22 protein-coding genes are annotated in these 19,867 nt (G+C 63.3%); 9 read left to right on the top strand and 13 right to left on the bottom strand.

What is annotated here, in order from left to right; translation table 11 throughout:
- Window positions 1-20: 20 nt before the first annotated feature.
- Both ACGYLQ_RS00645 and regB read right to left on the bottom strand, forming a co-directional pair.
- Window positions 21-1,547, bottom strand: coding sequence for a PAS-domain containing protein (locus tag ACGYLQ_RS00645; protein ID WP_394439734.1), 1,527 nt, complete (start codon window positions 1,545-1,547; stop codon window positions 21-23).
- 85 nt (window positions 1,548-1,632) lie between these two features.
- Window positions 1,633-3,024, bottom strand: coding sequence for a sensor histidine kinase RegB (gene regB / locus ACGYLQ_RS00640; RefSeq protein WP_209216922.1), 1,392 nt, complete (start codon window positions 3,022-3,024; stop codon window positions 1,633-1,635).
- A gap of 99 nt (window positions 3,025-3,123) precedes the next feature.
- Between regB and ACGYLQ_RS00635 the strand changes: the two genes are divergently transcribed.
- Entirely contained in the window at window positions 3,124-3,738 is a 615-nt protein-coding gene (locus tag ACGYLQ_RS00635) for an SCO family protein (RefSeq protein WP_394439731.1), read from the top strand.
- Between the two features lie 46 nt (window positions 3,739-3,784).
- Entirely contained in the window at window positions 3,785-4,339 is a 555-nt protein-coding gene (locus tag ACGYLQ_RS00630) for an ActR/PrrA/RegA family redox response regulator transcription factor (RefSeq protein ID WP_067268317.1), read from the top strand.
- On the opposite strand, the gene ACGYLQ_RS00625 is transcribed toward ACGYLQ_RS00630, so the two are convergent.
- Window positions 4,336-4,815 carry a GNAT family N-acetyltransferase gene (locus ACGYLQ_RS00625; protein ID WP_394439729.1) on the bottom strand — a complete coding sequence of 160 codons (480 nt, stop codon included), beginning with the start codon at window positions 4,813-4,815 and terminating at the stop codon, window positions 4,336-4,338. The two genes, ACGYLQ_RS00630 and ACGYLQ_RS00625, sit on opposite strands and share 4 nt — an antisense overlap.
- Window positions 4,812-5,408, bottom strand: coding sequence for an HD domain-containing protein (locus ACGYLQ_RS00620; RefSeq protein WP_394409229.1), 597 nt, complete (start codon window positions 5,406-5,408; stop codon window positions 4,812-4,814). Before ACGYLQ_RS00620 ends, ACGYLQ_RS00625 begins: the two co-directional genes overlap by 4 nt.
- Window positions 5,409-5,483: 75 nt before the next feature.
- Between ACGYLQ_RS00620 and ACGYLQ_RS00615 the strand changes: the two genes are divergently transcribed.
- The 4 genes from ACGYLQ_RS00615 to ACGYLQ_RS00600 all read left to right on the top strand — a co-directional run bounded on the left by ACGYLQ_RS00615 (window position 5,484) and on the right by ACGYLQ_RS00600 (window position 8,894).
- The gene (locus ACGYLQ_RS00615) at window positions 5,484-5,786 is read left to right on the top strand and encodes an S-adenosyl-L-homocysteine hydrolase (RefSeq protein WP_231886452.1); all 303 of its coding nucleotides are present in this window, start codon (window positions 5,484-5,486) and stop codon (window positions 5,784-5,786) included.
- Window positions 5,787-5,869: 83 nt separating this feature from the next.
- Window positions 5,870-7,261 carry an adenosylhomocysteinase gene (ahcY, locus tag ACGYLQ_RS00610; RefSeq protein WP_394430387.1) on the top strand — a complete coding sequence of 464 codons (1,392 nt, stop codon included), beginning with the start codon at window positions 5,870-5,872 and terminating at the stop codon, window positions 7,259-7,261.
- Between the two features lie 207 nt (window positions 7,262-7,468).
- Window positions 7,469-8,380, top strand: a complete 912-nt coding sequence (locus tag ACGYLQ_RS00605; protein WP_394439725.1) for a PRC-barrel domain-containing protein — start codon at window positions 7,469-7,471, stop codon at window positions 8,378-8,380.
- 172 nt (window positions 8,381-8,552) lie between these two features.
- Window positions 8,553-8,894 carry a DUF2853 family protein gene (locus tag ACGYLQ_RS00600; RefSeq protein ID WP_209216928.1) on the top strand — a complete coding sequence of 114 codons (342 nt, stop codon included), beginning with the start codon at window positions 8,553-8,555 and terminating at the stop codon, window positions 8,892-8,894.
- Window positions 8,895-9,145: 251 nt separating this feature from the next.
- On the opposite strand, the gene ACGYLQ_RS00595 is transcribed toward ACGYLQ_RS00600, so the two are convergent.
- The 4 genes from ACGYLQ_RS00595 to tsaD are packed head-to-tail and all read right to left on the bottom strand — an operon-like array spanning window position 9,146 to window position 11,892.
- On the bottom strand, window positions 9,146-9,565 hold the full coding sequence (locus ACGYLQ_RS00595) for an EVE domain-containing protein (protein WP_394439722.1): 420 nt from the start codon (window positions 9,563-9,565) through the stop codon (window positions 9,146-9,148).
- The gene (locus tag ACGYLQ_RS00590; protein ID WP_067268301.1) at window positions 9,565-9,837 is read right to left on the bottom strand and encodes a YciI family protein; all 273 of its coding nucleotides are present in this window, start codon (window positions 9,835-9,837) and stop codon (window positions 9,565-9,567) included. The genes ACGYLQ_RS00595 and ACGYLQ_RS00590 overlap by 1 nt, the downstream gene beginning before the upstream one ends.
- 1 nt (window position 9,838) lies before the next feature.
- A complete protein-coding gene (locus ACGYLQ_RS00585) occupies window positions 9,839-10,792 on the bottom strand; it encodes an NAD(P)H-dependent glycerol-3-phosphate dehydrogenase (protein WP_394439719.1) in 954 nt (317 codons plus the stop codon).
- On the bottom strand, window positions 10,789-11,892 hold the full coding sequence (gene tsaD / locus ACGYLQ_RS00580) for a tRNA (adenosine(37)-N6)-threonylcarbamoyltransferase complex transferase subunit TsaD (protein ID WP_394439716.1): 1,104 nt from the start codon (window positions 11,890-11,892) through the stop codon (window positions 10,789-10,791). Before tsaD ends, ACGYLQ_RS00585 begins: the two co-directional genes overlap by 4 nt.
- A 75-nt stretch (window positions 11,893-11,967) precedes the next feature.
- Between tsaD and ACGYLQ_RS00575 the strand changes: the two genes are divergently transcribed.
- A complete protein-coding gene (locus ACGYLQ_RS00575; RefSeq protein ID WP_394439713.1) occupies window positions 11,968-12,666 on the top strand; it encodes a uroporphyrinogen-III synthase in 699 nt (232 codons plus the stop codon).
- Window positions 12,667-12,793: 127 nt separating this feature from the next.
- Here the strand turns inward: ACGYLQ_RS00575 and ACGYLQ_RS00570 are convergent, their stop codons facing one another.
- Complete coding sequence (locus tag ACGYLQ_RS00570; protein WP_394439710.1) at window positions 12,794-13,375, bottom strand: hypothetical protein; 582 nt, start codon at window positions 13,373-13,375, stop codon at window positions 12,794-12,796.
- On the opposite strand from ACGYLQ_RS00570, the gene ACGYLQ_RS00565 reads away from it, so the two are divergent.
- The gene (locus ACGYLQ_RS00565) at window positions 13,344-14,288 is read left to right on the top strand and encodes a COG4223 family protein (protein ID WP_394439707.1); all 945 of its coding nucleotides are present in this window, start codon (window positions 13,344-13,346) and stop codon (window positions 14,286-14,288) included. The two genes, ACGYLQ_RS00570 and ACGYLQ_RS00565, sit on opposite strands and share 32 nt — an antisense overlap.
- A gap of 10 nt (window positions 14,289-14,298) precedes the next feature.
- Entirely contained in the window at window positions 14,299-15,804 is a 1,506-nt protein-coding gene (locus ACGYLQ_RS00560) for a heme biosynthesis protein HemY (RefSeq protein ID WP_067268285.1), read from the top strand.
- On the opposite strand, the gene ACGYLQ_RS00555 is transcribed toward ACGYLQ_RS00560, so the two are convergent.
- From ACGYLQ_RS00555 to nadA, 4 genes are read right to left on the bottom strand one after another with little or no spacing between them, the layout of a single operon-like run.
- Window positions 15,794-16,243 (bottom strand): GNAT family N-acetyltransferase, encoded by a 450-nt coding sequence (locus tag ACGYLQ_RS00555; protein ID WP_394439704.1) that lies wholly within the window; start codon window positions 16,241-16,243, stop codon window positions 15,794-15,796. The genes ACGYLQ_RS00560 and ACGYLQ_RS00555 overlap by 11 nt on opposite strands.
- Window positions 16,244-16,287: 44 nt before the next feature.
- Window positions 16,288-17,133: a carboxylating nicotinate-nucleotide diphosphorylase gene (gene nadC, locus ACGYLQ_RS00550; protein WP_394439701.1), complete on the bottom strand. Its 846-nt coding sequence runs from the start codon at window positions 17,131-17,133 to the stop codon at window positions 16,288-16,290.
- Window positions 17,134-17,135: 2 nt separating this feature from the next.
- Entirely contained in the window at window positions 17,136-18,692 is a 1,557-nt protein-coding gene (locus tag ACGYLQ_RS00545) for an L-aspartate oxidase (RefSeq protein WP_394439698.1), read from the bottom strand.
- An 11-nt stretch (window positions 18,693-18,703) separates the two neighbouring features.
- Window positions 18,704-19,756 carry a quinolinate synthase NadA gene (gene nadA / locus ACGYLQ_RS00540; RefSeq protein ID WP_394439695.1) on the bottom strand — a complete coding sequence of 351 codons (1,053 nt, stop codon included), beginning with the start codon at window positions 19,754-19,756 and terminating at the stop codon, window positions 18,704-18,706.
- Between the last annotated feature and the right edge of the window lie 111 nt (window positions 19,757-19,867).

Here is a 19,867-nt window from a genome sequence, read left to right as displayed (position 1 = left end):
TTAAAGCGGCTGGGAGTGTCCTAGTTGGAGGGTTGCCGCCGGTCGCCCGCCGAAGGGACGTTGGAAGGCTCCGACCGGTCCGCGCCGACGGGGATCGGGCGAAAGCGTATGAGCGTGGCACCCGATGCGATGGCCGAGACCGCGCAAGAAAGCGGCGCGCCCTGATGCGGGTAGATGGGCATGTTCCAGCCCGCGCGGTCGCCCCTGCCCATGACGAATTCCACAACATCGGGCCAGAGCGGATTGGCCGCCGACATTTCCTGCCAGACCCGGATCGCATCGTCGATGGTGATCTCGGCAAAGCTTTTGTCCGGGTCCTGTTTCCACCGGGCGCGATAGGCGGCGTTGCAAAAGGTCAGCACGCCGGAGGCGGAGAAGACGGCGAAACCATCTTCGAGCGTGTCGAGCAGGCTTTGGCTCTGTTCAAGTTCGGCCCGGAAATTGCGGGTTAGGGTCACCTCGGCGGTGATGTCTTCGATCAGGAAAGCGGTGGCGCCATCGGGGTGGGGCCGGCCCCGGATGCTGTAGGTCTGGCCGTTCTCCAGCGACCAAGTCTCTTGATAGCGGCCATCGGTTGCGGCGGCGATAACCTCGGCAATTTCGTGACGCCAATTCTTATAATTCTTCGGCTCCGGCATGCGGCGGCTTTCGCGCAATTGGTCAAAGAAAGAGACCATCGTAGGCCGGGCGCTGAGAAATGGGGCAGGCAGATCGGTCAGATCCACCAGCGCGGGGTTGAACAGGGCCAATTGCCCGTTTCGGTCAAAGATCGCGAGCCCGATGGACAGATGCGCAAAGGTTTTGGCGAGGGTTTGGACAAAGTTGCGCTGCGCCTCTTCGGCGGCGACCACGGCGTTGATGCAGGTGGCGTGGTAGACTTGCACATTGTCTTCGGTCGTGGTGGTGAGCGCGTACCAATCCGGCTTTTCTCCATCGCTACGGCGCAGGCAGACGCGGTTTGGGTGGTCGGGCGAGGGGGTGCTGAACAGGGCGGCGCCGCCGCAGTCCGGATCTGGTTGGGCTTTGCGTTTCAAGGCCCCATAGGCCCGGTTGTGCCAGATGATACGTCCGCTCGCATGGGTCTGCCACGCCGGGTTCGGGCTGGTTTCGCTGGCCCGGCGCAGGGCGGCGAGTTTCTGAAACGTCTCTTCCGTGATCTCTTCGGTCGCGCGGGTCTGGGGCAGGTGCAGCCAGCAGAGCGCGTCGCGCCATGTGATGCGCAGCTCCGACGGGCTGTCGCCATCCTCTGCCCTGAGGGTCAACTTGCCGGTGGCCCCATGCCGGGGCGTGCGGGGGAATTCGGGAAATCGCGATAGCAGCGCATCGCGAATATCCTCCCACTGGTGGTAGCCGGGGGCGAGGGCAAAGCGGGTCAGCGCATTGTCGGAGCCATGGACCAACTGCCCCTCTTCGAACAGCAGGCTCATGTCGTCGATGCCGGGGGGTGCCGCCGCCGGTCGCCCCGCAGCCGAGCCGAGCCACCAAAGAGCGGCCAGAGCGGTGACGGAGGCGGCGGCAAGCACGATGATGACATCCGGCAATGCCATGACGGAGACCCCTTTCGGCAAATGCGACGCCCTATTTTGAGCCCCAATGGTTAACGGTGGGTTAACAAACGCGCCAATCCCGCCGTCAGGCCGTCAGACGCTGGTTCTCGCCCATCACGCTGTCATCGGGGCCAAGGTCCAGCAGGCGGCGTGGCCAGACGACTTCGACCACAGCGCCGCTGCCAGCGGGGGGCAGCCCGCGCAGCCAACCGCTGTCGGACCCATTGGCAAAGCGCAGCCGCGCGCCCGAGCGTTCGAGGAAGGTTTTGGCGATGAACAGCCCAAGCCCCATGCCCTCATATTCGGGCCGCGCCGTCTCGTTCGACGCACCTCCTCGGCGGCGCAAAAACGGATCGCCGATCCGGCCCAGATGCTGTGGCGGAAAGCCCGGCCCGTTGTCGATAATCCGCACCGAGATATCCTCGGCGGACCATTCGGTTTCGATCCAAACCGTGGTTTCGGCAAAATCCACGGCGTTCTGCACCAGATTGCGCAGCCCGTGGATGATCTCGGGCTTGCGCGGGATCGTCGGGGCGCGGGCCGGGTCTCGGGCCATCGGGTTGTCGGAAAACATCACCGTCTTGCCGCGCTCCAGATGCGGCTCGGCGGCCTCTTTCACCACGGCGGTCAGCTGCGCGCGCTGCATGTGCAGATCGTCTTTCCCGATGCGGCCCATGTCGCGCAGGATATCCCGGCAGCGGTCGGCCTGATCGCGGATCAGCGCCGCGTCTTCGGCCAGATCGGGACGGTCTTCTAGATCGCCCAGCAGTTCGGTGCTGGCCAGTTTGATCGTGGCAAGCGGCGTTCCCAATTCATGCGCGGCGGCGGCAACGACGCCGCTGAGGTCCGAGAGTTTCTGCTCTCGTGCCAGCACCATCTGCGTGGCCGATAGTGCGTCGGCCATGGAGTGGACCTCGGTCGTAACGCGCCGGGAATAGGCACTGGTAAAGACGATAGCGATGAGCAGCGCCGCCCAATGGCCAAAGACGAAGATGCCGGGCTGGCGCAGCACATCGCCTGATTGCGTCACCAATGGCAGATGCCACAGCGCCAGCACCGAGGCCGCGATAATCGCGGTGCCGCCCAGAACCAGTGTCGAGCGCAGGCTGAGCGCGGTGGCCGAGATCGTCACCGGGGCCAGCAGCAGCAGAGCAAAGGGATTGTGTAACCCGCCGGTCAGCGCCAAAAGCGCGGTCAGTTGCAGCAGGTCGAAGAGCACCATGGCAAGGTTCTCGCGCTCCGACAGGCGTTTGTTCTGCGGAAAAACGAAGGCCGCGACAAGGTTGCCCACCACTGAGGCCCCGATCGTCAGGTAACACAGGCCAAAGGCCAGTTGCAGCCCAAGCGCCCATTGCGCCACGGTGACGGCGGTCAACTGTCCGGCGATGGCGAACCAGCGCAGCAGGATCATCGTGCGCAGGCGGATCCAACTGGCGCGGGTGCGCCCATCGAGGGGCCGGATATTTGCCTGCGTCATCTTAACCCCATCACTTTATTGCGTCTTGCATCACCTGCCATCTAGCGTAGGTCTGCGGCGAAACACGATCAAGACCGGCCAGCACGGCGGAGGACTGACATGAAACGAATGATTGCATTTGGCGCAGCTGGGGTTGCGGCGGTATTTCTGGCCGGGACGGCTTTCATGGTGCTGCGGGGCGAGGACGATCCCTATGCCACCTGCCGGTCAAGCCAAGTGGCGGGCGGCGATATTGGCGGGCCGTTCGAACTGGTCAACAGCGCGGGCGAAACCGTGACCGATGCCGATGTCATCAAAGAGCCGGCCTTGCTCTATTTCGGCTATACCTCCTGCCCCGATGTCTGCCCGCTGGACGTGGACCGCAACGCGGCGGCGACCGAAATTCTGGATGAGCGCGGCCAGAGCATCACGCCGGTCTTCATCACCGTTGACCCTGCGCGCGACACGCCCGAAGTGGTCGGTGATTTTGCCGAGGTGATGCACCCGCGCATGGTCGGGCTGACCGGCTCGCCCGAGCAGGTCAAAGCCGCCAGCCAAGCGTATCGCACCTATTACAAGGTGCACCCCGAAGATGAGAATGGTGAATACCTCGTCGATCACTCGACCTTCAGCTATCTGGTCATGCCCGAAGAAGGCGTCGTCGACTTTTTCCGCCGTGAAGTACGGCCCGAAGAGATGGCCGACAGCATCGGTTGTTTTCTGGATCAAAGCTGAAATTGACCCGCCGCCTTGGCCGCCCCATATTAGCCTTTGAGAGGGGATGTTGATGCAGGATATTTCTGACTTAGGCGCGGACCGCAGCTTGCTTTTGGTCGATGACGATGAGCCGTTTCTGCGCCGTTTGGCCAAGGCGATGGAGAAACGCGGCTTTGAGGTGGAAACCGCAGGGTCCGTCGCGGCGGGCAAAGCCATCGCCACCGCGCGCCCCCCGGCCTTTGCCGTGGTGGATCTGCGGCTTCAGGATGGCAATGGGCTCGACGTGGTTGAAGTGCTGCGCGACAAACGCGCCGATGCGCGGGTCGTCGTGCTGACGGGCTATGGTGCAATTGCCACGGCAGTGGCGGCGGTGAAATCCGGGGCCACGGATTACCTGTCGAAACCCGCTGACGCCAATGACATTGTGAATGCGCTTTTGGCCACCGGAGGGGACCTGCCCGAACCGCCGGAAAACCCGATGAGCGCGGATCGCGTGCGGTGGGAGCATATCCAGCGGGTCTATGAGCTGTGTGACCGAAACGTTTCGGAAACCGCGCGGCGGCTGAACATGCACCGGCGGACCTTGCAACGCATCTTGGCAAAACGCTCGCCGCGCTAAAGCTCGAACCGTTTCCAGATTTTATCGACGCGGGTGCCATCGGCTAGTGTGCAGTTTGGCAGCCGTCTGAAATCCTCGAACCCGCGGCTTTGGTAATAGGCCAGCCCGCCCTGATTGTCGGCGCGGATGATGGCGTGGATATGGGCATAGCCTAGATCACGCGCGGCCTGTTTGGTCTGTTCGAACAGGGCCGAGCCGATGCCGAACCCCGTCTCTCCCAACCGTACGAAAGTTGCGACATCCACACCGCCTTCGGGCAGGTCGGGATGGGGTTCGATGTACTGAAAGCCTTTGATCTCTCCCCGCCCATCTTCTGCCAGATGCCACGCGCTGTCGGGCGCGGCCATCCAACCTTGCAACTCGCGCGGGGTGACGGGGCTGACCATGGCGGTGGTGCCGCCCTTGGCGATGATCGCGTTCAGCAATTCGGCCAAGGCGCGGGTATCGAGCGCTCCGGCGCGGCGGATGTGGATCACGCCATTTCGCGCAGCAGCGCCGCGTGCCGTTCGGTGAACTCGGCTCGTACCTCGACCGGCGGGCGGAGCAGGATGGTCAGCCCCTCCATCAGCGCCGCATCGGGGCGGCCAAAGAAACGGGTCGCCTCGGCCTCGGAAAAGCCTGCGATCTGGCTGGCCTCCATCCAAGCGCTGACGCGGTCGGCTTTCTTGATCTGCTGCTTGACCCGCACCGGTAAGCTGGCAGGAAGGCCGAAGCGGACATGCACGGCAGTGGTCAACCGCTCATCCAAAGCGCGATAATCCGGCCCGACGGCGGCCTTTACGGGTGAGATCATGTCGCCGATCACATATTCCGGCGCATCATGCAGCAACGCGGCGAGGCGCCATTTCGCAGGCGCACGGGGGGCGATGCGGGCGAAAATCGTTTCCACCAGCAGCGAATGTTCGGCCACCGAATAGGCATAGTCGCCCCGTGTCTGCCCGTTCCAGCGTGCGACAAAGGCCAGACCATGGGCGATGTCTTCGATCTCGACATCGACCGGCGTGGGGTCGAGCAGGTCAAGCCGCCGACCTGACAGCATCCTTTGCCATGCGCGTGGTTTCTGCGCCATTCGCGGGGGTCCTTACCTCGTGAGCCTTGGGAACAAATCCCTGTCAAACCTGTTCATCCCACGAAGGAGATGATCATGAAACCCGTTTTTTCCGGTACGATAGTTGCAGTTACCTTGGCCACCCTCGCCGGTGCTGCACAGGCAGAAGAAGTCTGCATGCCCGCCAAGGAAATGAAGTCTGCCCTGATCGATTGGTACGGTGAAGAGCCGGTGCCCGGTCAGCGTGAAGACAACAGCCAGCTTTGGGCATCGGATCAGTCGGGCACATGGACCTTGGTCAAGACTTTGGCCGATGGCAATGCCTGCGTGCTGGCTCAAGGCGATGATTGGATGGCGGGCCTGTCGGGTGATAAGCAACTGGCCGCTCTTCTGGACTGATCCGGCGCGGCCTTTCCCATTCACGTTGAGAATTCGCGGCGAAGGTGCTAACCGCCCTGCAACACTTTAAACAGGAGCGCCGCATGGCCCACGACTATATTGTTAAGGATATCAATCTGGCGGCCTACGGGCGTAAAGAGCTGGACATCGCCGAGACCGAAATGCCGGGCCTGATGGCGCTGCGCGATGAATACGGTGACAGCAAGCCGCTGAAAGGCGCCCGGATCGTCGGCTCTTTGCACATGACCATCCAGACCGCCGTTCTGATCGAAACACTGGTCGCCCTTGGCGCAGATGTGCGTTGGGCATCCTGCAACATCTTCTCGACCCAAGACCACGCGGCGGCGGCCATCGCCGAAGCGGGCGTGCCGGTCTTCGCCATCAAAGGCCAGTCGTTGGTCGAGCATTGGGATTACCTCGATAAATCCTTCATGTTCCCCGAAGGCCCGAACCTGATCCTCGACGATGGCGGCGATGCGACGCTCTACATCCTTCTCGGCGCGCGCGTGGAAAATGGTGAAGACGAGCTGATCGCCGTGCCGAAATCCGAAGAGGAAGAGGCGATTTTCGCGCAGATCAAGAAGCGTATGGCGGAAAGCCCCGGCTGGTTCACCAAGATGCGCGACCAGATCAAGGGCGTGTCTGAGGAGACCACCACCGGCGTGCACCGTCTCTATGATCTCGTGAAACAGGGCCAACTGCCCTTCCCCGCGATCAATGTGAACGACTCTGTCACAAAGTCGAAGTTCGACAACAAATACGGCTGTAAAGAGAGCCTCGTCGACGGTATCCGCCGCGCCACAGACACGATGATGGCGGGCAAGGTCGCCGTTGTCATGGGCTATGGCGACGTGGGCAAAGGCTCTGCCGCGTCTCTGCGCGGTGCGGGTGCCCGCGTTAAGGTCACCGAAGTCGACCCGATCTGCGCGCTGCAAGCCGCGATGGACGGTTTCGAGGTCGTGCTGCTGGAAGACGTGGTCGCGACCGCCGATATCTTTATCACGACCACCGGCAATAAGGACGTGATCCGCATCGAACACATGCGCGAGATGAAGGACATGGCGATCGTCGGCAACATCGGCCACTTCGACAATGAAATCCAAGTCGCCGCGCTGAAGAACCACAAGTGGACCAACATCAAAGAGCAGGTGGACATGATCGAGATGCCGAATGGCAATCGTCTGATCCTGCTTTCCGAAGGCCGTCTGCTGAACCTCGGCAACGCCACCGGGCACCCGTCTTTCGTCATGTCTGCTTCCTTTACCAACCAAGTGCTGGCGCAGATCGAACTGTGGGAAAACACCGACAAATACGAGAATGATGTCTACATCCTGCCCAAGCATCTGGATGAGAAGGTCGCCCGCCTGCACCTCGACCGGATCGGCGTGAAACTGTCCAAGCTGAACCCCGAGCAAGCCGCCTATATCGGCGTGACGCCCGAAGGTCCGTTCAAGCCTGAGCATTACCGCTACTAACCTGCAAAGAGTTCCCTCTTTCTAGCATGTTTCAGCGCCGTCCCGGAGATCTCCGGGACGGCGTTTTTCTGTCAAGCGACTGCGATATATAGGAAAATCAGATCAATCGGCGGATTCAAGCACATATCTGCCAGCGGCGGAGGGCGGGCGGAACATAGTCATTCGGGCGGTGTTTCATCCCCAGACCATTCAAAAGGAGTATCGAAGATGAAACGTACATTCCTGAAGTCCACCGTCGCCGCCCTCGCTCTGACCGCGGGTACCGCATTCGCTCAGACCGCCGACACCGAAGCCGGTGCCGCCGCGGAAGCCGAGACCACCATCTCGGGCGAGAGCGTCACCAACACGGCCAACGATCTGACCGCCACTGTTGAGCAGCAGGCCGAGCGCACGGCTGAGATGTCGGGCGAAAATTCCGACGACTACGAGGGGACCAACGACCCCAATACAACCGACGAAATCCTGACCGCGCCGACACAGGGCGCAGAATTCGAAGGTGATACCGAAGTCGACAACGAAGCGGAACTGACCGCCGAGACCGATGGCGTGACGCCGACAACCGATGCCGAAGCGGATCTGGCCGGAAACGCCGATTCAGAGTCGAATTCGACCCTGAGCACCGACACCAGCGGCACCGTCACCACCGAGACTGACACCGATCTGGCAGCCGACGAAGATGCCGATTTCGATAATGAAACCACTGCCGAGATCGAAGGCGAAGCCGAAACCGATCTGGATGAGAATGTCGCTTCCAACACCGAAGCGGACATGGAAACAGACGTGACACGCACCGACACCGGCATGAGCAACGCATTCTCCGGCATGGTCGTGGGTGATCTGGTCGGCCTGACCGTGGTCGAAGCCGATGGCGACAGCATTGGTGACGTCGATTATGTCATCAAGACCGACGATGGCTATGCCGCCGTTGTTGGCGTGGGCGGCTTCCTCGGCCTTGGCGAACACACCGTCGCCGTACCGCTTGAGGAAATTTCCATGGCAGCCGAGAACGATCTGAAGCTGAGCTCCTGGACCAAAGCCGAGCTGGAAGCCCAGCCGGAAGTCGATGAAGGCAACATCGAAGGGCTGGAAGACGACGTCCGCCTTGACGACGCCTCCTAAGCGACAGCCGATATCCTGACTGAGAGGCGCCCAATTCGGGCGCCTCTTTTTCTGGCGGCTCCGGGGTCAGCCCGCCGCGCCCGAAATAAATCTTTTGCAATACAGGGATATGGCCTTAGGCTCCGGTTTCAGGAACCCCTGACGGGCCGAAGACACTATTGGGAGAGATTTTATGGGCAAGCGTGACGAATGGATCGCCAAATACGCCGAAGACCTGAAGAACAAATGCGGCATGGAGCCGGATATGGACCTTTTGACCAAGGTCACCATCGGCTGCGGACCGTCGATCTATAACGCCGACGCACAGACGGTGTCTTCCAGCGATACGGCTGAGTTGAACACCGTGAAGGACAACTTCCTGATCAAGAAACTCGGCCTGCCAGATGATGAGCATCTTATGGGCGGCATTCAAAAAGTGATCGAGACCTATGGCCGGTCCGAGCGGAACAAGTACCGCGCGGTGGTCTATTACATGCTGGTCAAACACTTCGGCAAAGAGTCCGTCTACGCCTGAAGGGCGGTGGGAAACCCTACCAAAACCTTACCTCAGACGCGCGCTTGGTTAAGCGCGCGTTTCGTTTTTGCGCGGGCTTTGAAACAGTCGAAAGTTGAGTAAATCACCGGTTTCTGCTATCTCTCTTATATCGGCCAGAGCGGCTGGTAAGAGTTACGAACATGTGTGGTGGTTATGGGAGCACATGGGGTGAGAAGGGTTCTGGCGGGGTGCCGGAACCCTTTTTCGTTTTTCCGATGGCCGCGCCGGTATTAGGGCGCGGTCTTGCCCAAGGCGCAGATAAGCTGCCATTCCGCATCGGTCACGGGCTGCACGGATAGGCGCGAATTCTTCACCAGAACCATGTCCTCCAGCCTTGGGTCCGCTTTGATCGTATCCAAACTGACCGGCTGGTTGAACGACCGCACCGCTTTGATGTCCACACATTCCCAACGCGGGTCATCGGTGCTGCTGTCGGGGTGAGCCTCGGCGCAGACTTCGACGATGCCGACGATCTCACGGTCTTTCTGCGAGTGGTAAAAGAACCCGAGGTCGCCAACCTTCATCTCACACATGAAGTTGCGGGCCTGATAGTTGCGCACGCCGTCCCATTCCTCACCCGCGTCGCCCTTGGCCTTTTGGTCGGCCCAGCTCCAAGTTGCGGGTTCGGATTTGAACAACCAATAGGCCATCAGCCGATCACCCGGTTCCAATGGGTCAGGGTCACGCTTTGGAACAAGCCGGCCTTGGCATAGGGGTCATTCGCGGCCCAATCCTCGGCTGCGGCCATATCGGGCACGTCCAGAATGATAAGCGAACCGATCATGCCGCCTTCAGCATCCAAAAGCGGCCCAGCCTGTGCCACGGCATCGCTGGATTTTAGATAGGCCAGATGGTCGGGCCGGTTTTCCTGACGGATCGGCAGGCCATCGGCTTTGTCATGGGCGATCAGGGCAACAAACATATCATTCTTCCTTTAGGGGGCGGGTCAGCAAAGATTTCATGGCACCAGCCACATCTAACTGGTTGTCGAGCAATCCGGCAACCGCGCGGGTGATCGGCATATCAAGTGCCGCTTCGCGGGCCAGCGCATCGACGGCGCGGGCGGTCGCGGCCCCTTCGACTGTGGTCGATGGGTCAAAGGGGGTGCCTTGACCCAGCGATTGCCCCAAACGGTAGTTGCGCGATTGCTCGGAGGTGCAGGTCAGCGTGAGATCACCAAAGCCCGAAAGCCCGGCCAGCGTTGTCGGCTCAGCCTTCAGGTGGGCGGCGAGGCGCTGCATTTCAGCATAGCCGCGGGTCATCAGCGCGGCGCGGGCGCTTTCGCCCAATCCGGCCCCTATCGCGGCCCCGCTGGCGATGGCGACGACGTTCTTCAGCGCCCCGCCCAATTCCGCGCCGGTGGTATCCGTGGTGCGGTAAAGCCGCAGGTTCGCCGTGGTGAGTTCCGCTTGTAGCTGTTCGCCCGCCGCAGGGTCTGCACAGGCCAAGGTGAGCGCGGTGGGCAGGCCCCGTGCGATATCGGCGGCAAAGCTGGGCCCCGTCAGGATCGCGGCGGTGGCTTGGGGAATGGTCTCTTCGATCACGCTGACCGGCCCCACGCCGCTGCTGAGTTCGATGCCTTTGCAGCAGGCAACCAAATGTTTCCCGTGAAGCGCCGCGCGATGTTCCTTTAACACGCTGCGCAGCTTTTGCATCGGCACGGCCAGCAGAAGGGTCTCGGCCTCAGCCGCTTGGGCAAGGCTTTCGGTCACGCTGAGCGTCTCGGGGAAAGGGCGGTCGGGCAGGCGTTTGGCGTTCTCGCGCCGCGCGGCCATATCCCCCGCGTCACGCGCCCAGAGTGTTACCGGCCCTTTGCCCGCAAGCGAAATGGCCAGTGCCGTGCCGAATGCCCCTGCGCCGAGGACGGAAACGCTCATGCCTTGGCCCCCTTCTTGCCACTGCCCAACATCGACGGGCGCGCGGTATCCAGCGGCCAGCGGGGCCGCGCGGCGAGGGTCAGGTCATCGGCATCCCGCAGGGCGGCTTGCTCTCCTGCGGCGAAGGCGATCATCGCGGCATTATCGGTGCAAAGCGCCAGCGGCGGCGCCACGAAGGCGGCCTTTTGCTCTGCCGCAACAGTCTCTAACGCGGCGCGAATGGACCGATTTGCCGCCACGCCCCCCGCCACGCAGAGGCTACGTGCGCCCTCCGCCGGGTACTCCGCAAAAGCACGGCGCGTTTTATGCGCGAGCACATCGACCACGGCAGCCTGAAACCCTGCCGCGAGGTCCGCCTGATCCTGTCGCGTCAGCCCGCCACGCTCTGCCACGCATTTGTCACGCGCGCGCAGCACGGCGGTTTTCAACCCCGAGAAGGACATGTCGCAGCCTTCGCGATCCAGTAGGGGGCGCGGCAGGGCAAAGCGTTTCGCATCGCCCTCTTGGGCGCATTTTTCGATCGACGGCCCGCCCGGCTGGGGCAGGCCCAACAGCCGCGCGACCTTGTCAAATGCCTCCCCCGGGGCATCGTCGATCGTACCGCCGAGACGGTCGAAGCTTTCCGGCCCGCGCACCAGCAGAAACTGGCAATGCCCGCCCGAGACCAGCAACATTAGATAGGGATAGGGCACATCATCGGTCAGCCGCGGGGTCAGCGCGTGACCCGCGAGGTGGTTCACCCCGTAAAGCGGTTTGCCCGTCGCCGCCGAGAGCCCCTTGGCGCACATCACGCCCGACACCACGCCGCCGATCAGCCCCGGCCCGGCGGTCACCGCGATGGCGTCAATCTGCGGCAGGCCGATCCCGGCTTCGGCCAAGGCATCCTCGACACAGTGGTCCAATTTCTCGGCATGGGCGCGGGCGGCGATTTCGGGGACGACGCCGCCAAAGTCGGCGTGCAGCTCGGTCTGGCCCGCCACGACCGAGGCCAGCACCTTGCCGCGCCCGTCCTCCTCCATACGCACCACGGCGGCGGCGGTATCGTCGCAACTGCTTTCCAAACCAAGGATCAAGCGGGTCTGAGACTGGGTAGAGGGCATGGGGGCTTTCCGTTGCAAGGCACCTGTACCGCAGGTAACACCGCTCTCACGCGCAAACAATGCCGGAGCCTTGCGATGCCGCAGCCAAGATTGCTTCTGACACGTCCCCAGCCCGGTGCCGCGCAGTTTCTGGATCGGCTCTCGCCTGCGCTGCGCGACGGGGCCGTGATCTCTCCGCTGATCGAGATTACCGCGACGGGTCAGCCTGTCGATCTTTCGCCCTATGCCGGGGTGATCTTTACCTCGGCCAATGCCGTGGCCCATGCGCCTTTGGGGGAGGGGCGGCCTGCCTATTGCGTCGGCCCGCAGACCACGGCGGCGGCGGGCAAAGCGGGCTGGCAGGCGCAGATGGTCGGGCTGGATGCCGAGGCGCTGATCGCGACCCTGTCGGAACGCCCCCGGATCGGCCCGCTTTTGCACCTTGCCGGGCGGCACCGGCGGGCAGATATTGCCGGAATTTTAAGCGCCGCGGGTCTGAAAGTGGAAACCGCCACGGTCTATGACCAGACACTTCTGCCACTCTCAACCGCCGCGCAGACCCTTCTAACAGGCCCTAACCCTGTCATCGTGCCGCTGTTTTCCCCGCGTAGCGCGCAGCATTTCGCCCGGGAGGCAGCTTCGACGGAACGGGTCATCGCCCTGTCGATCAGCCGCGCCGCCGCTCTGGCGCTTGAAGCTCTGCCGCTCTATGCGCATGATGTCGCTGCAGAACCCACCGGCGAGGCTATGGCAGAGGCCGTTGAAAAACTATTCCGCTGCACCACCTTGCCTTGAGGGGCATAGGTATGCCGGGTAAGCTCGCCATTGCGAGTGAATGACAGGTTCAGAATCGAAAGGCGTGAGGCGTGGCAAAACCCAAGAAGACGGTCAGCAAAAGCGAAGCGGACAAGACCACAGCCGATCAGACGCCTCCCGCGGCGGACAAGGCAACCACGGCGGAGAAGGCCGAGGCCGCGAAACCCAGCCAGACCGATGGTAAGGGGGCGGAGACGGCAAAACCCGACGCGCCGAAAACCGAGGATGTGAAGCCCGACGCGCCGAAAACCGAAACGGGCAAGGCCGACCCGTCGAAGACATCCAGCACCACGCCCACAACGGATAAAGCAACGGCAACGCCCGCCGCTGCGGCCAAGTCGGACGACAAAGCCACGGACAAGCCCGAGAGCGCCACACCGCCTAAAGAGACGAAGCCCCAGACGGCTTCGCCCAAGGACGATCCCAAGACAAGCGCCACCAGCGCTGCACCCAAGGACAAACCGGCACCCAAAGAGAAACCGGCCGCTGATCCCGCGCCATCCCGCGCCTCGGCGGCCGCGTCTAAGCCGAGCGGTAGCTCATCCAAACCCGCGCCGGAAAAGGCCGAAAAGCCAAGCGCTGCCACGTCCAAACCGATGTCCCCACCTGCATCGACCTCGGTCCCTGAGCCTGCCCCGAAAGAGCGTAAGCGCAGCGTGTTCTTCCCCATGCTGCTCGGCGGTGCCATCGCTGCGGGCCTCGGCTTTGCCGCATCGGAATATGACGTCTTGGGCACCCGCGCACAAAGCGCGGCGGAATTGCAAAGCGCGATGGAAGCGCAGCAGGCCCGCATCGCGGAACTGGAAGCCCGCGTCGAAGAGCCTGCCACCCTGCCGGAAAGCCTGCCGCAGGTCGACGCGCTGCGCGAGGAACTGACCGGCAGCCGCGAGGCCCTCTCGGCGCTGCAAAGCCAATTGGGCGAGATCGACAGCCGCCTCACCACGGTTGAAAAGCAACCCGCAACCGGCGGTGACAACCAAGTCGCGGTCGCGGCTTTTGAGCGTGAGATGGAAGCCCTGCGCGCCTCCGTCGCCGAACAGCGCAGCGAGATCGAGAGCCTGCTGGAAAACGCCCAGACCGCCGAAGAGGCAACCGCCGCCGCAGCTGAAGCGGCCCGTGCCCAGACTGCGATGACCCAGATGAATGCCGCGATCAGCGCCGGTCGCCCCTTCGAAGCGCCGCTGGCCGAGTTGCAGCAGGCCGGGGTCGAGGACATACCCGAAACCCTGCGTGAAAGCGCCGCCGGCGGTGTCGTCACCCTCGCCAATCTCCAAGCGCGCTATCCCGATGCCGCGCGGCAGGCGCTGGCCACCGCCCGTGCTGCCGTGCCGGAAGAGGGCGAAGGCGGCTTTGGCAACTTCCTGAAACGTCAACTCGGGGCCCGCTCGGTTGCGCCGCGCGAAGGGACGGATGCCGATGCTGTCCTGTCTCGCGCCGAAGCAGCGGTGCGCGATGGCCGTTTGACCGATGCGCTGGCCGAGATCGACACGCTGCCAGCCCCCGCGCAGGATGCGATGGCGGCATGGCTTGCCGATGCCCGCGCGCGTCAGGCGGCTGAAACCGCCGCCAATGAACTCTCCCAACGCCTGACGGCCAACTGAGGAACGAAAAATGCTCTGGTCCCTTATTAAAATCGTTCTTTTCGTCGTGCTGGTCGCCGCTCTGGCTTGGGGCGCGGGTTTCCTGTTGGAAAGTGAAGGCGGCATTCAACTGACCGTGGCGGGCACGGAATATACCCTTGGACCGTTGCAATCGGTGATCGCCGTTTTGCTGCTGATGCTTGCGGTCTGGGTGCTGCTCAAGATCGTGTCGTTGCTCTCGGCAGTCTGGCATTTCCTGAATGGCGATGAGACGGCGCTGTCGCGCTACTTTGACCGCAATCGGGAGCGCAAGGGCTATGAAGCACTGTCGGACGGGTTGATGGCGCTGGCCAGCGGCGAGGGTCAGGTCGCGATGGCCAAGGCGGCCAAGGCCGACCGCTATCTCAAACGCCCGGCGCTGACCAATCTGCTGACTGCACAGGCGGCGGAGCTGGCGGGGGACCGTCGCAAGGCCGAACGGACCTATCGCAAGCTGGTCGAAGACGAAAAGACCCGTTTCGTCGGCGTGCGCGGTATCATGAAGCAGAAGCTGGCCGACGGAGATACCGAAACGGCGCTGAAACTGGCCGAGAAGGCCTTTGCGCTGAAGCCGAAACATGAGGAAACCGGCGACACCCTGCTGAAGTTGCAGGCCGAGAAACATGATTGGACCGGTGCGCGTGGCACTCTGCAGGCCAAGTATAAGAACGGCCATCTGCCGCGCGATGTGCACAAACGCCGCGACGCGGTTCTGGCACTCTCAGAGGCGCGCGAGGTCATCGACGAGGGCAACAGTGTCGAAGCCCGCGAGGCCGCGATTGAAGCGAACCGCCTGTCGCCCGATCTGGTGCCCGCCGCCGTGATGGCCGCGCGCAGCTATATCGCGCAGGACAAGCCCCGCAATGCTTCCAAAGTGTTGCAAAAAGCGTGGAGCGTGCAGCCGCACCCCGATCTTGCCGCCGCCTTCGCCGAGATTCAGCCGGATGAGACACCGCCCCAGCGGATCAAACGGTTCCGCGCGCTGACCAAATCTCAGCCCGACCATCCCGAGACCAAGATGCTGCTGGCCGAATTGCACATCGCCAACGAAGACTTCCCCGAAGCGCGCCGGGCGCTTGGCAATCTGGTCGAGACCGATCCCTCGGCCCGGTCCGTCACCCTGATGGCGGCGATCGAGCGGGGCGAGGGCGCGCCGGACACCGTCGTCAAAGGCTGGCTGACACGCGCGCTTAACGTCTCACGCGGGCCGCAGTGGATTTGCGAGAACTGCCACCACATCCATGCCGAATGGGTGCCGATCTGCGAAAACTGCAAGAGCTTCGACACGCTGGAATGGAAGACGCCGCCGCTGTCGGAAGTGGCCATGCCGAGCGGTGTTCAGATGCTGCCGCTGATCGTCGGCGCGCCGGAAACGACCCCGACAGAGGGGGCGTTGACCACGCGGACGGAGGATATCGAAGATGCGGAACTGGTGACCGAACCGGAAAAGCCGACCGATCCCGAGACGCCCAAGAAAGCGCCAGACCCTACAGCTTGATGTCGTAGGTGACCCAGTTGGTCCGGGTGGCCAGCCTGTCATAAACACCACGGCCGCGGTAGTTACCCTCGGCCGTGATCCAGCGGACGAGGCTCCAGCCGCGCTTTTGGGCGATCTTCTTCACCTCTCCGATCAGCGCATCGGCAGCGCCGCTGCCGCGGGCTTCGGGGGCCACGAAAAGATCGTCGAGGAAACAGCCTGTCGCCGCGGCAAGCGGGCGGGCGAAATGCCGAAAATGGGTCAGGCCGATTACCCGCCCTTCGGCATCTTCGCAAACCAGCCCTTCGACCTCGGTCAGCGGATCATGCAGCCAAGACCAGACCCGCGCACGCATCTCCGGGGTCTGCTCGACTCTATAGAATTCGGCATAGCCTTGATAAAGCCGCTCCCAATCGGCGCGGTCATGGTCTCTCACGGTTCGGATGGTAAGGTCGGACATGGCGGGCTCCCTTCGCTGGCTGCGCGATCTTTGCCCCAGTTGGTTCAGAAATCCAGCCCAAGGTCCAGTGTTGTCGCAGAATGTGTCAGCGCGCCCATAGAGATATAGTGCACCCCCGTTGCCGCGACCTCGGCCAAGCGCGGCAGGGTCATGTTGCCCGAAGCCTCCAGCACGATGCGCCCTTGCGCCATGTCGACCGCCTGCGCGAGCGTCGGCGTGTCCATATTATCCAACAGCACCACATCCGCGCCGCCTTCATTCAAGACCTTTTCAAGCTGCGCCAGCGTGTCGACCTCGATTTCGACCCGGATCATATGCGATGCATTGGCCTTGACCGCCTGCAACACGGGCCGGATGCCCCCGGCGGCGGCAATGTGGTTGTCCTTGATCAGGATCGCGTCGGAGAGGGAGAAGCGGTGGTTGAACCCGCCGCCATGCAGCACCGCCTGTTTCTCGACCATGCGCAGCCCCGGCGTGGTCTTGCGGGTGCAGGTGATCCGGGTCTCGGTCCCCTTCGTCTCGGCCACGCAGGCCGCTGTCAGGGTGGCGATGCCCGAGAGCCGCCCGGCAAAGTTCAGCGCCACACGTTCCGCCGAGAGGATCGCGGCGGCGGAGCCTTCGATCTCCATCAGCGTGTCGCCTTTGGCGATCCTGCTGCCGTCTTCCTTCAGCGTGCGCACCTCAAGCGTGGGGTCGACAAGGTGGAAGGCCAGCCGCGCGATTTGCATGCCAGAGACGACCCCCTCGGCGCGGGCGCGCAGCCGGGCGGTATAGGTCGTGCCCTCGGGGATCACGCTGCGGGTCGTGACGTCACCATAGGTGCCGAGGTCTTCCATCAAAGCGGCACGGACCAACGGCTCAAGGATCAGGTCGGGCAGGGCGGTGGTCATCTTCAGGCGTCCTCGGGGTTGGAGCGGCGGGCGGTGGCCTCGGCCAATGTCATGAAGCTGCGGGCGGCTTCGGGGAGCGTTTTGGGATAGTCCGTGCGGCAATGCGCGCCCCGGCTTTCGCGCCGGGCGTGGGCGGCGGCGGCGATCAACGTTGCGGTGGCGGTCATGTTTTGCAACTGGGCGCAATCGGGTTGCGCGGCTTCGATCTCGGCGATGGCCGTCAAGGCACGGTGCAAGCCCGCCGCATCCCGCAGCACGCCGACCTCTGCGGTCATGGTTTGGCGCAGGCGGGTGACGAGCGTCTCGTTCGGCGTCTCGCCAGCAGGCAAATCCGGCAGCTGTACGGCGTCATCTTCGCCCGCTTCGCATTCCTCAAGCATGTCCTGCGCCGCGCGGCGGGCAAAGACCAGCGCTTCGAGCAGCCCGTTAGATGCCAGACGGTTCGCGCCGTGCAGCCCGGTCGAAGACGCCTCTCCGCAGACCCAGAGCCCGGCGAGGCTTGAGCGGCCATGCGCATCCGTGGCGACGCCGCCCATATGGTAATGCGCCGCGGCGGCGACGGGGATGGGCTGGGTCACCGGGTCGATGCCATTGCGCGCGCAGGCGGCTGCGACGGCGGGGTAGTCGGTCAGCACCGCCGCGCCCAAGGCCGCGCGGGTGTCCAGCATGGGGCGCAGCCCCTCTTGGGTCTGGGCAAAGATGGCGCGGGCCACGACATCACGCGGGGCAAGCTCGGCAAGGGGGTGAACCACCTCCATAAAACGCGCGCCTTCGCGGTTGATCAGATGCGCCCCGGCCCCGCGCAGTGCTTCGGTCGCCAAGGGGGCCGGGTCTTCGCCGCAGTCGATGGCGGTGGGGTGAAATTGCACGAATTCCGCATCGGCAATGAGCGCGCCCGCGCGGGCGGCCATGCCGATCACCTGCCCGCGAATGCGGGCCGGGTTGGTGGTCAGCGCATAAAGCCCGCCAGACCCGCCGCCCGCCAGCAAGACCCCCGCGCCGCGCAGCATTGCTGGGGCGGAGCCTTCGGGCCGTGCCAGTTCGATCTCGACCCCGGTGACCTTGGTGCCGTCACTTTCCAAACCGCGGGCCAGCACCCCTTCGAGCACTTGGATAGACGGTGTTTCGCGCACCTTTTCGATTAGGGCGCGCATGATCTCGGCCCCCGCTTGATCGCCCTGCACGCGCACGACGCGGGCAAAGCTATGCGCCGCCTCGCGTGACATGACATAGCCACCATCGGCGCTGCGGTCGAAGGCGGTGCCGAAATCTGTCAGGGCGAGGATATGGGCCCGGGCCTCATCCGTTACGGTGGCGGCGACGCGCGGCTCGACTGTACCCGCCCCGGCTTTGATGGTGTCGAGCGCATGGGCCTCGGGGCTGTCGGCCTGCGCCATCGCGGCGGCCACGCCGCCCTGCGCCCAAGCGGAACTGGCCCCTGACCCCAAAGGATCGGGCGAGATTAGCAAAACCTTGCGCGGCGAAAGACAAAGCGCAGCATAGAGCGCGCCCAGACCGGCCCCAACGATGATGATCCTGCCGGTTGTGATCTGCTCCACGCGCGCGCCCTTCAGAGGCCGAGTTCGCGGGAGAGGTCGATCATCCGTTGCACGGCCACCCGCGCCTTGCTGGCAACCTCGGCCTCCACTTCGACGGCGCCGGACATCGTGTGCAGCGACCAGAGCACCTTCTCAAGCGTGATCTTCTTCATGTAGGGGCACATGTTGCAGGGGCCGACGAAATCGACCTCGGGCAATTCATCGGCGATGTTCGACGCCATGGAGCATTCGGTGACCAGCATCGCCTTCGCCGGTTTCTCACGATGCACGTAGTCAAGGATGCCGCTGGTGGAGCCGGAGAAATCCGCCTCCGCCACCACGTCGGGCGGGCATTCGGGGTGCGCGATGATGCGAGTATCTGGGTTCCACTCGCGGTAATCCGCAATGTCTTTCGCGGTGTAGCGTTCGTGCACGATGCAGGCGCCGTCCCACCAGACGATGCGCTTTTGCGGCACCTGTTTGGCGATGTTCTGGGCAAGGTATTTGTCCGGCGTCATGATGATCGTCTCGGCCTCAAGCGCCGCCACGATCTGCGCCGCGTTCGACGAGGTGCAGCAGATGTCCGACGCCGCCTTCACCTCGGCCGTGGTGTTGACGTAAGTGACAACCGGCGCGCCGGGATATTGCGCGCGCATCTGTGCCACGCCCTCGGCGGTGATGCTTTCAGCCAGCGAGCAACCCGCTTCCATGTCGGGGATCAGCACGGTTTTGGCGGGGTTCAGGATTTTCGAGGTTTCGGCCATGAAATGCACGCCGCATTGCACGATGACATCGGCCTCAACCTCGGTGGCCTTCACTGCCAGTTGCAGGCTGTCGCCGACGAAATCCGCGATGCCATGGTAGATGTCGGGCGTCATGTAATTATGCGCGAGGATGACCGCGTTGCGCTCTTTCTTGAGCTTGTTGATCGCGGCGACGTAAGGCGCGTGGATGGCCCAATCGGGGGGCGAGACGACACGGTCCATCTTGGCGTAGAGATCGGCCATTTCAGCCGCCAGCGCTGGCGATGGCGCGAGGTCATAATGGCGCTCAAGCTCGCTGGGCGAAAAGATTTCATCACGCATGGTCGGTCCCCCTCCGGCCTTGGCGCGTGTCACGGCACCGCGCTGGACACCACACCCGGCGTGCTGGCCATAGACGACTAGCGGGGTTTGGGCAAGCCAATACCCTTTATG

This window comes from Sulfitobacter sp. 1A12779, from assembly GCF_043557315.1.
In the GTDB taxonomy this organism is placed as follows: domain Bacteria; phylum Pseudomonadota; class Alphaproteobacteria; order Rhodobacterales; family Rhodobacteraceae; genus Sulfitobacter; species Sulfitobacter faviae.
The sequence above is the reverse complement of the archived record's forward strand: the minus strand, read 5'-3'. Positions and strand labels throughout refer to the sequence as shown.